The organism is Muriicola sp. Z0-33 (assembly GCF_026126425.1).
Lineage (GTDB): Bacteria > Bacteroidota > Bacteroidia > Flavobacteriales > Flavobacteriaceae > JAFMPW01.
The window spans coordinates 458,964-476,511 of record NZ_JAFMPW010000002.1; the positions used below are offsets into that span (position 1 = coordinate 458,964).

General features: G+C 40.8%; 7 protein-coding genes. 1 reads left to right on the forward strand and 6 read right to left on the reverse strand.

All coding sequences use genetic code 11. The features are described 5' to 3' along the window. Window positions 1-61: 61 nt before the first annotated feature. The gene (locus J1G40_RS04920; RefSeq protein WP_265241481.1) at window positions 62-934 is read right to left on the reverse strand and encodes a universal stress protein; all 873 of its coding nucleotides are present in this window, start codon (window positions 932-934) and stop codon (window positions 62-64) included. A gap of 430 nt (window positions 935-1,364) precedes the next feature. On the opposite strand from J1G40_RS04920, the gene J1G40_RS04925 reads away from it, so the two are divergent. Beyond that, window positions 1,365-2,105: a tyrosine-protein phosphatase gene (locus tag J1G40_RS04925; protein WP_265241482.1), complete on the forward strand. Its 741-nt coding sequence runs from the start codon at window positions 1,365-1,367 to the stop codon at window positions 2,103-2,105. Between the two features lie 100 nt (window positions 2,106-2,205). Here J1G40_RS04925 and J1G40_RS04930 read toward each other — a convergent pair whose 3' ends face one another. From J1G40_RS04930 to J1G40_RS04950, 5 genes are all read right to left on the reverse strand, one after another. Next, entirely contained in the window at window positions 2,206-10,635 is an 8,430-nt protein-coding gene (locus tag J1G40_RS04930) for a PKD domain-containing protein (RefSeq protein WP_265241483.1), read from the reverse strand. A 436-nt stretch (window positions 10,636-11,071) separates the two neighbouring features. Further along, complete coding sequence (locus J1G40_RS04935; RefSeq protein ID WP_265241484.1) at window positions 11,072-13,447, reverse strand: GumC family protein; 2,376 nt, start codon at window positions 13,445-13,447, stop codon at window positions 11,072-11,074. A 24-nt stretch (window positions 13,448-13,471) separates the two neighbouring features. Next, window positions 13,472-14,248 carry a polysaccharide biosynthesis/export family protein gene (locus J1G40_RS04940; protein ID WP_265241485.1) on the reverse strand — a complete coding sequence of 259 codons (777 nt, stop codon included), beginning with the start codon at window positions 14,246-14,248 and terminating at the stop codon, window positions 13,472-13,474. 26 nt (window positions 14,249-14,274) lie between these two features. Then, complete coding sequence (locus tag J1G40_RS04945) at window positions 14,275-16,212, reverse strand: polysaccharide biosynthesis protein (RefSeq protein WP_265241486.1); 1,938 nt, start codon at window positions 16,210-16,212, stop codon at window positions 14,275-14,277. Beyond that, on the reverse strand, window positions 16,205-17,299 hold the full coding sequence (locus tag J1G40_RS04950) for a DegT/DnrJ/EryC1/StrS family aminotransferase (protein ID WP_265241640.1): 1,095 nt from the start codon (window positions 17,297-17,299) through the stop codon (window positions 16,205-16,207). Before J1G40_RS04950 ends, J1G40_RS04945 begins: the two co-directional genes overlap by 8 nt. Window positions 17,300-17,548: the final 249 nt, after the last annotated feature.

A 17,548-nucleotide genomic window follows, 5' to 3' on the forward strand; every position in this document is an offset into this window, starting at 1 on the left:
GTTAAATACAAAAGGGATACCAGGAGAATTTGATCAGCAATTTCTCCTGGTTTCTATTGCCCTATTTTATGATCAGCATAGGGCATTTGTTATTCCTGGAAATAACTTTTTCTACTGTACTTCCTAACAAAGCAGCTATACGGGTGTGGCCCTGGGTGCCCATAATTACAAAATCCACAGCATTATTCTCGTCGTTAATGTAATTCAGGATATACTGACTGGGCCAATTATTGGTTTCTTCTATAAGGACCGTTTCAATCCTACTATCGTTGGTTTGGTATTTATCAATGAATTTGTCAAAGGCCTCCTGTACAGTAGCTCTTGTATCTCTCCTCACCCTTTCCTTGGTATGCAGCAAGGTATAAGCCGGTATGTCTATAACTTCAAAGGCATGAAGACAAGTTATAGACACCCTGTTAGGCGCACTTTTTTGTATGTCAATAGCTTTTTCCAGGAGTTTACCCGAATGCTCGGAGAGATCAACCGTTACCAGAATATTCTTAAATCTGTGTTCGGAATTTGATGGAACAATCAGGGTATTGCAGTCTAATTTCCTGATAATATTCTTAGCCAGGTTAGACGATCCTTTTGCTTTTTTTCCCAATGCAATTGTTGAGGCCTTTTTAGCTGCCAGGGTTTCTTCAAAACGGGGAACCACTTTTCCGAACAAAACCGAAGCAGAAAGTCCAGCAACCTTGTCATAGCTCCTAAGTATAGGCCCCAACCGCTCTTCTTTAAATCTATCGGCCATATACTGTAAATCTTCTTTGACAATTTTGTTGATATCACCAAAGTTGTACAGCATTTTGATCACATGCAAATGCGTTATTTCTGATATTGGGATTTTCTCTGCCAGGAAATTTAGATAAGCAATTAATTTCTGGTCTACATCTGTACCAGAGATCCCGGCAATTACTTTTAACTGTGTGTCCATCAATTATAGAATTATAATTTATCATAGTTACCAGGCTTCCAGATTATACATCTACTTGCCGGATATATTTAATTTGAAAAAATGTTTGGGACTAGAAATATTGGTTGCTTTATCTTCGAAACATATCCTTCTCTCCCCTATAGTAAAGATCAGCCCTTTCGATGCATTCGAAGGTTGAACATGGGCGATAGACCAATATAAGATACGAATTTCTGGGGAAATATACCGGAACAAAAGTGTACTCTAATAAGGCCATGGCCATTTTAACTAGACTTCCACCTTCGGGAGCCAATTGGTTGAAATTCAAAATAGGTATAGCTGAGTTACGATATCATCATACGGCTCTATTTACCCCATGTAAAGAACGCATTGATATTGCAGCTAAATTTAAATCTATAAACACTATTTTTGCCCAGAAATCTAGAATCATATGTTCCACATTTTTGGCAAAAAACTTTTCCTGGTAGATCATCTGCAGAAATTTGTGGATATCCATAATCATATTCTACCAGGTATAGATGATGGGGCAAAAACCAGTGAAGATGCTATTGCACTTATCAGGGGATTTTCTGAGTTTGGAGTTGATAATTTTATTGCAACTCCGCACATTATTCACAATTATTATCCAAATACCCCCCAATCTATCAACCAATCATTAGCCCTTTTAAAGAATGAGCTATTAAAGGTAGATTTGCGTGAGGTTTCTATTGCTGCTTCTGCTGAACACATGATTGATGATAATTTTGAGACTATCCTCGATAGGAAAGATGTAATGCATATGAGGAACGATTATCTCCTTATTGAGATGTCTTATCTGCAACCACCACTAAATTTTGATACAGCGATTGTCAAAATTGCAAGCAAACGATATTATCCCGTTTTAGCCCATCCGGAGCGTTATAATTTCTTGCATTTTAAGCCAAGAAAATACGGTCATTATAAAGAACAGGGTATTCTATTTCAGTTAAACTTTCTCTCTCTGGGCGATTTCTACGGAAAAGAGGTGCATAGAATGACAATGAAATTACTGGAAGACGGATTAATAGATTTTGCTGCATCAGATGTGCATAACCTTCATCAGCTTAAGGCTTTAAAAGAATTAACGGTATCCAGAAGGGTTTTAAGACAAATGCTGCCTATTATTAATAATACAATAGCTACATTTTACTAACAACAGACCCTATTAAGATCAGACAATTATGCCTTACGGGCAAAGAGAACAAAAAAAGGGCCTGTTATGTAACAGGCCCTTTTCTAATTGTATATCAGATTTAGTTTTTAACAAGTAATTTTAGTAATAACGGATCCCCTTCATTCATCTCCAGACCGATATAATACAGCCCATCCCTGAGCGTTGCAATGGGGATAATATATGTCCCATTCATATCAAGATCTGCCGCAATATGGGAAGCTACCAGTCGGCCACTGGAATCATGGAGGTAAATGAACACCACCCTGATTTCTGTAGGCATATTAATCACCTGTACTTGAGCTACTCCACTCTCTGCTGGATTCTCGAGGATTTTACCCATCATCTTTCCAGTTTCCGGATCTACACGTATAACTACTGTATCGTTACTTGTAAGGCCGCCTGCATCCGTAACCGTAAGTACCACCGTATATTCTCCTTCAGTTGTATAGGTATGAACAGGATCTACATCAGTAGAACTGTTGCCATCTCCGAAATCCCACGCAAAGGAAGTTATTCCAAAATCGTCCATAGAATTACGTCCAATGAAGTTTACCGTCAGCGGTGCGGGTCCGGAAAAAGGATTTCCTTCAATTACCGCTGTTGGTGGCATATTGGCAGATTGCCCAACAACTATTGTAACTGTTGCTGTATCTGTAAGTCCTCCCTCATCGGTAACGGTAAGGCTAACATTATAAGTCCCATCCGATGTAAAAGTATACATAGGGTCTGCATCCGTTGATGTGTTGCCTCCGTCCATAAAGTCCCATAAGTAACTCACTACCCCTACATCATCGGTAGAATTACTACCTGTAAAAGTAACCTCCAGTGGTGCATCACCAGATAATGGTGTGGCTTCTGCGACTGCTACAGGAGGTGCATTGACCGTAGGATCGTTTACAGTAATGGTTATAATATCTGTATCCATCAAACCTTCTTCATCGGTTACTGTAAGTTCCACGTCATAAGTTCCGGCAGTAGTGAAGGTATAAACAGGGTCAGCATCTGCCGAGGTATTTCCACCATCCATAAAATCCCATAAATAGGTAACCACAGCCACATCGTCTGTAGAATTGCTTCCTGTAAATGTAACTTCCAGCGGAGCGTCTCCAGATAAAGGTGTAGCTTGAGCCAGGGCTACAGGTGGTTCATTAGTCCCTGCATCTGTAACCGATATAACCACTGTAGTAGTATCCTCTAAACCACCACCATCTGTTACTGTTAAGGACACTGTATAATCACCAACTGCGGTAAAGGTATGCTCTGCATCCACAGAAGTTGAGGTTGCGCCTGCATCATCAAAGTCCCATAAATAACTGATTATTCCCACATCATCGGTAGAGTTACTACCGCTAAATGTAACTTCAAGCGGAGCAGCCCCTCCAATGGGGTTAGCGACAATTACTGCCACAGGGGGTTCGTTACTCACAGGATCATTCACCGAAATGGTAACAATGTCAGTATCTGTGAATCCTCCTATATCGGTCACCGTCAACTCTACATCATAAATCCCGGGATCATTAAAGATATGCATGGGATCTGCCTCATTTGAAGTTGGTGAACCATCCATAAAGTCCCATAGATAAGTTACTACACCAACATCATCTGTAGAATTACTTCCAATAAAGTTCACATTTAAGGGCGCATCACCACTAAGGGGAATGGCCTCTGCCACGGCTACCGGCGGTTCATTAGTGCCGTCACCAATGGTCCATACAAATTGAACCTGAGAGTCTAAAGGAGGAGTTCCGTCATCTGTAACGGTTATCTCTACATTATATGGGCTGTTCTCAGCCGCTCCATTGCCCCCAGATTGCTGGGATTCGGGAGCTGCAGTTAGTTGTGCATCGGAGTAATTCTGACCGTCTACTTTATATAAAGCTATTCTATCTATTGCATGTCCTAAAGAGCGTTCGGATATCTCCATAGTATAAACACCTGCATTCTCAAATCGCACATAGATGTTATATGGATCATTATCATTGGTAAAGGCTTGCCATGTATAGGTTTCTGAACCACCTCCACTTTTGTACACTTTAAAATATCCATTACTTCCTGCACCTACAGGAGTTGTCCCTGCCGGAGGATTCCCTGGAGTTATCCTGGGACTTCCCTTAGGAAATACGATATTATTCTGAGCGCCTTCAAGTTCTGATATTAGTGCAGCTTCGTTAGCGGGTGTGCCCTTATAACCGAAGAACCATACACCATTGGTATTTGGAAAACGCAACCAATTGTCATTTTCTTCTGTCGGGTTAGATCCACTGTAGAAACTTCTCCAGTTAAACCTGTATACACCTGGTGTAGTAATACTGATCTGGTAAGGTATGGTACCTCCATTCTGATTACTAAGATGATCGGCTCCTGCTATTATTCCCGTAGCCCCGCCTGCAGTGGTCAGGCTCCAGTCTGGCACAACCGTACCAGATTCTGCCTCTATTACAACCAGGCCATTATCTTCGAGGAAACCACCTCCTGTACCATCCTCAATGGTTCCTGATATCAACCCTGTGTTAGGATCAATTACAAGGTTAGGTGGCAGACCTGTAGCTGCATAAAGCAGATTTGTACTGGCATCTGAGGCTTCAACCTGAAGGTTTACAATGTCCCCTTCATTATTAAACTGATCTCCAGGATTTATCACATTTGGAGGTAGATTGTTATTGGATAAAACGATATCTACCGATGAACTGTTTCCATAATTTATGGTAAGCACTGCATTCCTATCTGCCCCTGTACCTGTTAGTTGAACTGAAATAGTATGTGAACTATTTGCATTGAGCAACTGATTGGTAAGCTCTCCTGCCTGAATGACAAAGTCTGCCGCATCCGGGCCGGAAAGTGTCATGGAAGTTACAAAGACGCCTACATTACCATCTACTATTGCAATATCAATATCTTCGGTATCCCCGTCCTGTATCTGTACCGCTGCAGGAGTTTGGAGCGTACTGGCTGCACTTGCCACACCCACGGGGTTATCTTCCCCAAGGTATTCCATATTCTTCTGATTACCGCCTCCTTGTACAGGAGAACCGGCCAGAATAAAAATACCATTACCCGAAACTATCGCCTGGGTACCATGCCTGGGAGAATTTAAAGTAGCCATATTTCTCCAGGATTGTCCTACAGGATCATACTCTTCTGTTACCGTTAACGAAGGTCCTGCCACTTCGGTCTCACCCCCAATGACCACTAATCTGTCATTGTAGTTCACCGCAGATGCTCCACCTCTTGGAGTAGGTATGTTCTGCCCTGCTGGCAAAGTACTCCATGTGCCTCCAACAAAATCGTAAACATCCACTTCCGGAATTGTGGGCCCAAAGGTTGAAGGGAAGTCCGATATTCTTCCACTGGCCAAGTAAAGATTGTCACCAATTACTACTGCGGCAAAGTGATCTCTGGCTCTGGGCGCATCGGTAAGCTGTGTCCATACTCCTGTTGCCGGGTCATATACATCGAACCAGGGAACGTATCCGCCATCATGGCCATCGTTATTACCACCAACTATATAAAATTTATCGTTATAAAGCGCCAAACCTGCAGAACCTCTTCTTCGCCCGACAGGGATCTGTGGTCCTTGAATCCATTCCTGATTTGCAGGATCAAAAGCCCAGATAAACTCGGCCGGTGCCTCGTTAGGGAATGCATTGTCTTTAAACATCCCAATTAACCAAATTAAGCCCTGATATTCTGTCGCCTGAAAGTGATTAAATGCAAACGGCGCTGAGTTTACGAGAGAAGTCCAACTATCTGATGTATAATCATATATATCAATAGTTTGTGAATTCTCTCTACCTCCCATCAGATAAAATTTATCACCGGCCTGTACAAATGAATTTTCATGTCGGGCTGTATAATTTTCATCCTCATCCTTATCTATCCACGTCTGAGAAATTGTCCAGGTGAATACCTGACTCGAAGGGGCCGATCCTGGTTTTGTAGCCGTAACTACAACACTATGGATACCATTATTAGCGGGCCCTCCTGTTGTTGCCGAGGGGTCTATGGTACCGGTAATGGCACCTGTTGATCCGTTTATGCCCACACCAGCAGGCTGCCCGGCGATATAATAACTAATGTTTTCCCCTGGGTCACCACCCGAAGCACTGGCGGTTATATTTACCGCTTCGTTAACATCATTAATCTGATTTGAAATCCCACTAAGAGTAAGCGTAGGATTACTATTGTTTACAGAGAAAATCTCAATGGCATTAATGATTGGATTTTCAGCAGCGTCATGAATAAATGTAATATTAATTTCTCCATCGGAAACTGTTATTGGATACGAAAGCATTCCACCGACCTCATGCCCAAATTCTGCAATCAGATCCAGATTGTCTTCTACCACTACCCCTTCAATGTCGATGTCGAATATACGTTCTCCTATCTCACTTGCACCGAAGAAGGCATTACCAATATAAAGGTTAACCACAAAATCTCCATTTACCACAGGGACCACAAACTCCATTTCCGGATTGTTCGGAACATCGTAGCGTTCCTGAGCAAACAATTGATCAAATACCGTTTCATCTATATAGGCCGGTACGGAACTGTGCCTGTTAGCATTTAGTAGTCCTGCGCTGACCACAAAGCCGGTATTTACAGTATATATTCCTCCATTAACAGCTCCCTGCACATTGTTAAATCTCCAATCTGTGCCATTATCGGTAGCTGTTACCTCTGCACCTCCTGCATTGATCCTAAAGCCTGTTGGCACTACGATATTCCATTGGAAGTTTACAGTCACCTCATCTGTACTGATGCCATCATTATCATCCACGGTTATCGATACGGCATAAGGGCTGCCTGTTTCTGCTCCTGCTGCAATGGTTCCTCCAATCTGACCGTTGGTAGGTTCTATGGTGATGCCCGGCGGAAGGTTGGTAGCAACATAATTTAAATTGCCATCTCCCCCCAATGCCTGTACCACCAGGCTACCGTCTAGTTGCTCTCCAACGTTACTGGTTTGGTCTGCTATTTCAGCAACATAGATCGGCAGATCTGTATTGGATGCATTTAAGATTTCAATTCCATTGACAATAGGATTTTCTATAATTCCATGGATAAAGGAAATATCAATTGAGCCATCATTAACGTTAACAATATGACTCATTACAGCACCGATCTGATGCCCGTATGTGCCTGATAAATCCAAATCGTTCAATAAAGGATATGTTATGCCCTCTATAGACGCATCAAAAATTCGTTCGCCTGCTTCAGAAGTTCCTGGCCAGCCGTTTCCAATATAAAGGCGTACCTCATAATTACCTGGTTCGGCTACAGGGAAAGAATAAGACATATTAGGCGTGCCTGCCGAGATATCCCCTCTTTCACTTTCATAAATTGTTGTAGGCGTGGTAGTAAGGTTTACTTCCGGAGTATAGCCTGTCATAGTGTATCCGAAAGTATTATTACTTCCAGGATTGCTCAGGTATTGCGAATTATTCGCGGCAGTATCTTCCTCCCAATTAATACCTCCATCTATCGCATTGATTTGTGGTCCCCCAGCATTTACCCTATAAAGGGCGATGGGGTTCTCAGTGACATTAACAGTAAATGTTTGTTCTACAAAATTTGTATCCCCATCTGTAGCCCTTACGGTAACATCTGATGTAGCCGCTGCGCCCGGATAGGATATGGTAAGGATATTTCCTGCCACACTTAGTCCAACGGACGGGTCAGTACCCGTAGCGCTAAAAGTCAGGTTGCCAATACCGTTATCATCGTCAAAAAAGTTACTGAGGTCTATATCCTCATCTGCTTCGTTGATCAATCTGTTGATGTCTGGTAGTGTTTGCGTTATAATGGGGGTCGCTCCCAATACATTTAAATAATCCCAGGTGCCTTCCAGTTCAACACCTGCAGCAGCAGATGTCCCTATAAACCCTACCATCAGTTCAGAAGATGATTGCTGAATGGCGGTTAATATACTGCCCTGGGCAGTTATTGTAGAACTCATTGCAGTCCTTGTTCCCCCGTCTATAGCATATTCTAATGTAACCAAGCCGTTTGAAGGATCTACTACAAAGTAGAAGACGATATCGGTTGTTGGCCTGTTAGGTACGGGAATGTTTAAGGTTACCGGGGTTTGTGGAACGTCATTAATTTCCTGTAAAGCAGACAAACCAGAGGTATTTACAACAAACTTTATAAAGTTGCTCTGGGTACCGTCTCCAATAAAGAATCCTAATTCGCCGCCGGAAGCAGGTGCATTTCCGTACAAGGCAAGCGGACCGTCAAAGTCCTGTAGACGTCCGGACACCGTAAAAATTCCGGTGGTCTGATCTACTTCAACTCCATATTGATATCCTTTTTCTTGTGTATTTGTTGCCCCATTTGCCGTACCAGATGTCATATGAGAAGTCATGAGCCCCGGGGCTCCACCAAGAACATCATCAGGATTTGGACCCTGCCCTCGGTCATCTATCCAATCTAGCCAGTTTGGATTAGGATCCCCATTGTTCATCAGGCCTGTTAGCCCAAGCCCAAAAATACCTCCAAAACCTTGTTGATCATTAAACAATCCATTCTGGATAGGAAGGCTAAACGCATCAGTGCCAGCAGTCTCTGGATCACCCAATTGCATGGGGTCGTTCTGGTCTAAAATGCCATCATTATCATCATCCGTGTCGTTTAAGTCAGATACCAATGGTGCTCCGGCCGACTTGTCAAAATCTGTTGGTTGCGACCCTCCGTTACAGGGGTCTGTATTGTTATCTTCTTCATCCTGATTGGTATAGCCGTCATTGTCATAGTCAGCATTTGGGTCGTATCCCGGTTGTCCGGGATCTATACAATTCACCAAATCGTCTGGTTCGAAAACCACTATTTTTCCATTCAGTGTTCCTGCCCAAATAGTTCCTGCAAAAGGATCACTATCTCCATTACAACTTATGCCTAAAGCATTGCCTCCAATTCCTGATAAGAAATTTGCCGTAAGTGTTTCCAATCCTCCGGAACCGTCTAGTTCTACCCTTCTTAAAACTCCGGTATTCACCCCTGCAATTAAATCGCCTTGCATGGCTCCTCCAAAATTTGAAGCGGTGTATTCGTCAATTCCGTTGGTATTAGTTCCCCAGGTAACTATGGGATTATCATCTGGCCCATCAGGATTATTAATTCCAGGTCCTCTCCAATCACCTTCCACACCATTCGCGGCGGGTACTACTGTGGCCCAGTTGGCAGGTAGGCCAAGATCCGGATCTGTGGTAGACCCTGGTGTAGATCCATCAGGGTCATATACCTGGGATCTCCAAACTCCCCCATTGGTGCCATCGTCAGTATATAAACCTGCTCCATTAGGATTAGCTCTGATAGGGTTAGGATGCCCTCCATAAAGACTCCCAAATGTATAGTTTTGTATGTCTGTAGTCACCAATTGCAGGTGATCAAGGTTGTTAATCTGTTCTCCTCCTGAAGGCGAATTACTACCAGGTTCGGCAGGGTCATATTGGTTAGTTACATTGACGGTGCCTTCATTTACAGGAAACCCGCCCCAACTTCCATTGGCGCCATTATCTGTTACATAAACTGCCCCGCTTTCTGTGATTACAAAGTCGTACGCATTTCTGTAACCCGGAGAAAATATTTGAACCGGTCCAGCAGGATCTACAATCGCCTGGTTAAGACCGTCATTACCTCCCCATGGATCGTTTACATCTACTCCATCATAACCTGGTGTATCAGGATCAGTTATGCCATTGACGTTGGCCCTTGTAGGGTCGTCTAGTGTAGGCAGGTCCAATATATAATCTCTTCCATTGCCATCTGTTTGAACGCCCATTGCATTAAGCATGTCCAGGTTTACGGAAAGCATCGCTGCAGACAAAGCATATTCACAGGTGTAAACAAAATTTTCTGAAGGTGATCCCCCGTTAGTATGGCCTCCCTGAGCAACAAGAAGATAATTGGTGCCTCCAATTGTTACCAATTCCAAACCATTTGTAGCGTGGTTTTCTTCAGATCTTGTAAGGCCCCGAACGATATCCACCACATCCCAGGAACTTCCGTTCCAACTAAAACGGGTAATAATACCAGAATTTGTATCCAGATCAACATCTCCATTTCCGCCTCCGGAACCAGCACCAATACGGAAATCACTGGAACTCACATAAAATACAGGATTTGAGGCTGTTCCGCCTACAGTGATTCCTGTAGTTTCCCTACTTGTACAATCTCCCGTACTTCCGCTGCATGGAGTTCCATCATCGTCGTAGTTGACAATATCTTTAACTCCAGTAAGCGTTTCAATGGCGATTACGTCATAATCATTTAAGCCATTCCGCTGAACGGTAAGAATTTTGATTAATCCCGGGTATTCTGCCACATAAAGTCTGCCATCCGGCCCATACATTAAAGAAGTAACACCATTGAGTGTTCCATTTCCATTCATGTCCAGTTCGCTCTGTGCAAAGTTAATCTGCGCATTAAGCTCTGTAGATAATCCGGTAAAACAACTGATTAAAAAGCTTACGGCCAGCAGACGGATGTAAGCGGGGTTAATTATATTCATAGTCCAGATAGTTATTTATAGCAATTCTTTGTTAATACCCTAAAATATAGAGTTTTGCCCCAAAAGCAAATATAATCTATTAACAACTGAGAAGGCAATTACCCTACTGCTTTTCGTTTAAATTCGAGGGTTTATCGGTAAAGTACTATTCCCAGTCGTCTAGTTGCATTTTATCGAAAAAACGATGGTATTTTCAGCTAATTTGGTAAAAAAATTGACTTATTAACGCATTTTTTCAATCACAGGCAAGTCACAAAATTACAAATAAAATCACCTGAAATTCATGATGACGATCATTTTAAAAATATTGTTTTGGGTCTCTCTTATACCCCTTTTAATAAACAATGCTTATAGGAATTTCTTTACAGATAGAAAATAGAAAAACCCCTGATTTGAGGGGTTTTTATCTTAAATATTGGTTATCTGGTTAAGCGGACTACAACTTCCACCATTTCTTCTGGGTTTTTCCATACCCATAACCGTATTTACCACCATATCCGAGATTGGAGGCTTTAACATCATTCACTACAAACGACAGTCCTTTAATTTTGCCCTCTTCCCTTAATTTTATTGGGTATTGTACTGCTTTTTTGTCGGTTACTCCGGCTCTGGTTACATAAATTAAGTGATCTGCATAATCACTTATCAGCAAGGTATCAGTTACCACCATCAAAGGAGCAGTATCCACAATAACGTAGTCGTACATCTCCGATACTTCTCGCATTAGATGCTTAAGTCTGTCGCTCATGAGCAATTCTGCCGGATTAGGAGGAATCCTCCCGGAATATACTACGTCAATTGTATTGTGGTGCACCAGCATTGGGTTCACAATATCCTTTACTTGTAAATTATCATCGTATAAGTACTCCGTAAGGCCTGCATCTTTGTTTCTACTTGGCTTTGATAATTTATCGATCTGACTCCCCATAAAGAAAGTATACAGCTTTGGATTCCTGATATCCGCGCCAATTAGCAGTACTTTCTTATTTGTGCTTGCCAGGATCATGGATAAATTGGTAGACAAAAATGTCTTTCCTTCCCCTGGAACACTGGAAGTAACATAAACAATATTGTTCTTACCGGTTTTCTTCTTGGTTTTAATCAGGTAATCCAGATTGGTTCTTAGTATACGTAATGCTTCAGCCAGGACAGATCTATCTTCTTTGATTACCATCTTTTCATCGGTCTTGGACAATTTAGGAATCTCCCCTAATACAGGTGTGTTTATTGCTATTTGCTCTAAACTATGCATATTATGAACCTTGTTGTCTAACAGATCATTTGCATAAATCAATGAAAATGGGACTAACATCCCTAATATTAATGCCGCCAAATAAACAATTCTACTTCTGGGGCTAACCGGAAGATTAGAAGGGTTATAAGCATAATCAATAACTTTAGATTTTGGCGCCTGGGAGGCTACGGCGATCTGTGCCTCTTCCCGCTTCTGTAATAAATATAAATACAGCGATTCTGTGGTTTGTTGTCTTCTTGTAATATCTCTCAGGGCGCGTTCATTTCCTGGAGCAGAATAGATTTTTGAGTTAATAATTGCCTGTTGTCCGCTCAGGGTATTGACTTGCATTCCCAGGTTATTCACAGTACTGTTTAAACTGGACTGCATTGTGCGTTTTAAGCCACGTAATTCCTGATCTAAGTTTTGAATAATTGGCGACTTTTCGGTTGAACTCTTAAGTAGCCGCTGCCTTTCCAATACCAGGCGATTATATTGTTGAGTAGTAGTTGCAATAGTGGGGTCGTTCAGCCCAAGGTTACCGGGCAAAACGTCGAAGCCGTCCTGTTGATCAACGATATCCTGCATAGAAGCCGCAATATTCAACTGTGTCGTATAATTGGCCAATTCTTGTCTGTTGGCTGCACCTACGTTGAGGTTGATATTAGATTCTGTCGAAATATCTGTAAGGCCTTTGCTGGTCTTAAGATCTTGTGCAGACTGATCCACACTGGAGAGATTTAATGAAATATCTGCAATCCTATCATTGATAAACTCTGAAGTCCTGTCAGCGATAATTTTTCTGTCGCTAATAGCATTCTTATTGTAAATATCAATTAAGGTATTAATTATATCCGTGGCTTTCTGGCGCATCGGATCTTTGAGATAAATGTTAACAATGTTGGAGAATTCCTCGGGATTGGTAACATTAATCTTTTGCTGATATGCCTGAGCCACAGAGGCTATAGGCCGGATCTCTACTTTAATTTTTTTGTTTTTGTATTTTTCAAAGTTCTCTACGTTCGGAGTAATTATAATTTCACCCACAGGCGTAGGAATATTACGCCCAAAAGCATATACTTTTATCGGTTGATCTTCTTCGTCACTGTAACCAAATGTAGTGGAGGAAGATAGCGAGACGTAAAAGTCGAGCTTTTGCTTATTCATTATGGAATCTGGTGAAATAAAATTGAGCTTGATGGGTGGGTTATTATATATTTCCCTGTCAATGATATTCCCAATAGCCATGATCTTAGTATTAAGCCCTAACTGCTTAACAACTTCAATAACGTTAGATCTGGAATTTATGATTTGTATTTCATCTTCTACCTGATTTTTCCCGCCAGAGACTCCCAATTCTTCGAATAATGCTAGTCCGGCATCAGAACTCTTTTCATCAAGTATTTGGATTTTAGCCTCGGCAGAGTATTCTGGTGTTGCATAACGCATATATATAAATGCCATTACCAAAGCCAATATACCTGAAAGTACAAACCATTTCCAATGTTTGGTGTACGAGGTAATTATTTCTTTTAGATCTGATGTATCTGTAGAACTATTCTGGGTATGCAAACTCATGGTATAACTCTTGTTAAGACGGGCTTAATTTCTAGTAATTAAAATTACTGTTGAGGTAATCAGGATTGAAGCAATAGAAATAGCTATAGTTGCTCTATTATCAAGCGATGATGAGGTAATGGCAGATTGGTTGGGCTCTACGTACACTACATCATTTTGCGTCAGATAATATACTGGAGAACTCAATGCTTCTTTTCTGGTGAGGTCTAATCGGGTGTACACTTTGGTACCGTCAAAATCCCTGATGACCATAATATTTTCACGCTGACCTTTTATGGTTAAATCCCCTGCAAGTCCTAGGGCTTCTAAAACTGTGATTTTTTCACCTACCACAGGATACGTCCCAGGTCTTTTTACTTCACCCAAAACGGTAATACTAAAATTCCTGAGCCGGATATTAATAATCGGGTCCTTAAGATATTCTGAAAGACGTTCACGCAGCATTACCCTGGTCTCTTCTGGTGAAAGTCCGGCAATTTTTACCTTCCCCACTACCGGAAAGTCAATTTCACCTTGTTCATCAACAAGATAATCTACCTGCTCTGCTCTTATGCCTCCTTCTGATGCTCCTCTGAACAAATTAAAAGGGGCACTGGCCTCGTTATCCAGCGTAGAAATATAAATACTGACCAGATCATCTACCTTAAATTTTGGGGTGAACTTATGCTTGTCTACCAAAGTTTCATAACTACTGGCATTCTGAAAATAGACCACCTCTTTTTTACTGGCGCAGGATGTTAAAAAAATAGATGTTACTACGACAACGCTAAGTAAACGCATAAGGTCCTTGAAATTTGGCATATGATGATCTTTTTTGATTTCTTAAATTATTGTGATTGAAAAATTTTCTTAATTATCTGAGGGTCAGTTTCTACATTAACACTATCATCTAATTTGCAGAACTCGGAGTTGTTAGAAACATACTCTGGAACTATCTCTTTCATTAGCTTAACTGTATCCCCGTTAAAAAACATGTTCGATACGCATAACTCATCAACCTTGGAGCGCACTTCCGCATAATTTAGTTCCCTTACTTTACTAATCATTATCTTCTGGTGATAAGTAGGAAGGGTATTTTCTCCACTAGCCAACAATTCCTCATAGAGTTTCTCCCCAGGGCGCAGACCAGTAACTTTAATATCTATGTCTTCAGGATATCTGAGCCCGGATAATTTTATCATGTTTTTGGCCAAATCGAAAATACGAACAGATTTACCCATATCAAAGATAAATATTTCTCCTCCCTGACCCATTGCCGCCGCCTCTAAAACTAATTGGGAGGCTTCGGGAATAGTCATAAAATATCTCGTGATATCCTTATGTGTAACAGTTAACGGCCCGCCATTCTCTATTTGTTTTCTGAATAAAGGAATTACAGATCCGTTAGAACCTAATACATTTCCAAAACGGGTAGTGATAAATTTCGTTTTATTTTCCTGATGCATACAGCTGATATACATCTCGGCAATCCTCTTAGTAGCCCCCATAACATTAGTTGGGTTCACGGCCTTATCAGTAGAAACAAATACAAATTTCTCCACATTGTAATTCAGCGAAAGGTCTACCAGCATTTTGGTACCTGCTATATTAACTTTGATAGCTTCATAGGCATTGTACTCCATTAACGGCACGTGTTTATATGCAGCCGCATGGAATACTATGGTAGGTTTATACTCCTGGAAAAAAGTATTCATACGGTTTTTATCCCGGATATCGCCAACCATAGGGATAAAGTTATGAAAGCCGTTTTGTTTAAGTTCTTGTTGCAGGTTGTATAGGTCAGATTCTGCCTGATCTATTATTATTAAAGATTTGTAATCATAATTTGCAATCTGCCTAACAATTTCACTTCCAATAGACCCGGCACCACCGGTAACCATGATCACCTGGCCCTTAAGCTCATCAGAAACTTTAGATTTCTTAATATTAATAGGAACTCTGTTTAGCAGGTCTTCTATTTGTACCTGCTTAATCTGGGATAATTTTAGTTCTCCGTTGATCCAATCTTCTACCGGTGGAACAATCTTAACCTGTACCCCATAATCTACAAGGCTTTCTACTATTTCTCTCAGCCTGTTATTATCAATATTATTAATGGAAACAATGATTTCTTCAATATCTCTTTTCTGAATAAAGTAGCCCGAAAGCTCGCTTTTAGAGAATACTTTAACCCCATTAATACTTTTACCTACTTTTTTATTATCATCATCAATATACCCTACCACCCTTGAATTACTTGCCGTATGGCTTGTAAGTGCATTATAGGTTAGAATCCCGGATTCTCCGGCACCATAAATGATTACATTTTTAGTGATCCTAAACTTCTTTACCAGATTGTAATACAGTGTTTTAAACACGTATCTGGAGGCAGTTAAAATGATGAAGCTGATTAAACTGTGTATTATTATAATTGAAAGAGGAATTGTAAAATCCTCCATAAAATTCACTTGCCTGTTGACAATTACAAGGAAAATTGTAATGATACTGGAAAGACAAATTGCATTAAAAATATTGTACACGTCTCTAACGCCTGTATGACGCACCACCCCTTTATAAGATCCGGTCATTATAAAAGCCAATAATGCTATTAAAGCTACCAACGGTAACTGAACCAAAAGCTTTTCGGTCGCAAAATTGAGCGTCAAATTAAATCGTATCAGATACGACAGAATAAAAGAAATGAATATCAGAATAACATCGATGGCCAGAACCAGCCATTTAGATGCATATCTGTGAGCATTGCTCATTAAGTAGTTTTTAAACATGGGGTATTGATTTAAGTATTACAGCAACTATTCTTTTTAGATCCTCTTCTTTTAAATTGGATCCGCTAGGAAGACAAAGTCCTCTTTCAAATAACTGCTCAGAAACACCATTGGTAAAATTTGGATAATCTTTAAAAATTGGTTGAAGATGCATTGGTTTCCACAATGGTCTGGATTCAATGTCCTCTTCCAAAAGTGCTAATCTTATAGATTCTCTGGTTTCAAAAGATGGTGTAAGGATACATGTTAACCATCTGTTTGAAAAATATCCATCGGGTTCTTCTAAAAATTCAATAGATTCCAGATGTCCTAAATTGTTTTTATAAAATTCAAAATTGGCTCTCCTTGCCTCAACTCTATCGCCCAACACTTCCATTTGCCCCCTTCCAATGCCTGCGAGAACATTACTCATGCGATAGTTATAGCCAACATGCGAATGCTGGTAATGCGGAGCATTATCCCTTGCCTGTGTTGCCAGGAATATGGCCTTGTTTTTAATTTCTTCATTTTTGGTAACCAAAGCACCGCCACCAGATGTGGTGATAATTTTATTACCATTAAAGGAAAGAATTCCAATATCGCCAAAAGTACTGCACGCCCTTCCATGAAACTCACTACCCAGCGCTTCTGCACTATCTTCCACAACAGGAATCTGGTATTTTTGTGAAATTTCAAATATTTCATTCACATTATATGGCATCCCATATAGATGCACAGCAATTATCGCTTTTGGTTTGTTTCCCTTTGAGATACGGTCTAGAATGGCCTTCTCTAATAATTCCGGAGAAATATTCCATGTGTCCTCCTCACTATCAACAAATACCGGAGTAGCCCCCAGGTATAAAATAGGATTTGCAGATGCAGAAAATGTAAAACTCTGACAAATTACCTCATCCCCTTGTGAGACTCCGAGTAGTTCAAGTGCAAGGTGTATAGCCGCAGTTCCAGAACTCAGTGCAGCCACATGAACATTTTCACTCACGAAAGATGCTATGGCTTTTTCAAAATTAGTAACATTAGGACCCAGCGGGGCTACCCAGTTACTGTCAAAAGCTTCCTTAACATAGGTTTGTTCTGTACCTCCCATATGAGGAGACGAAAGCCATATTTTTGTTGCAGTTATCAATTGATTACTTGTTTTACAGTACCCTGATACAACTATCGTAGATTAGGTATTTCAAAGGGTGTTTTAGTCCCTCTTTGTTTAAGATTAAGGTAAACACCTACCAATATACGAACTATTGCAGATAACAATAAACATTAACAGTGTTAATATCGGGCAAATCTAAGCTGTAAAAGTATATATAAGGACTAAACCCTTAAAAAATTGTCAACA

Excerpts from the sequence above, each read along its gene's own strand:
- J1G40_RS04925 (WP_265241482.1), top strand. The coding sequence starts at position 1,365 with ATGTTCCACATTTTTGGCAAAAAACTTTTCCTGGTAGATCATCTGCAG.
- J1G40_RS04950 (WP_265241640.1), bottom strand. The coding sequence starts at position 17,299 with ATGGGAGGTACAGAACAAACCTATGTTAAGGAAGCTTTTGACAGTAAC.
- J1G40_RS04935 (WP_265241484.1), bottom strand. The coding sequence starts at position 13,447 with ATGAGTTTGCATACCCAGAATAGTTCTACAGATACATCAGATCTAAAA.
- J1G40_RS04920 (WP_265241481.1), bottom strand. The coding sequence starts at position 934 with ATGGACACACAGTTAAAAGTAATTGCCGGGATCTCTGGTACAGATGTA.
- J1G40_RS04945 (WP_265241486.1), bottom strand. The coding sequence starts at position 16,212 with ATGTTTAAAAACTACTTAATGAGCAATGCTCACAGATATGCATCTAAA.
- J1G40_RS04930 (WP_265241483.1), bottom strand. The coding sequence starts at position 10,635 with ATGAATATAATTAACCCCGCTTACATCCGTCTGCTGGCCGTAAGCTTT.
- J1G40_RS04940 (WP_265241485.1), bottom strand. The coding sequence starts at position 14,248 with ATGCCAAATTTCAAGGACCTTATGCGTTTACTTAGCGTTGTCGTAGTA.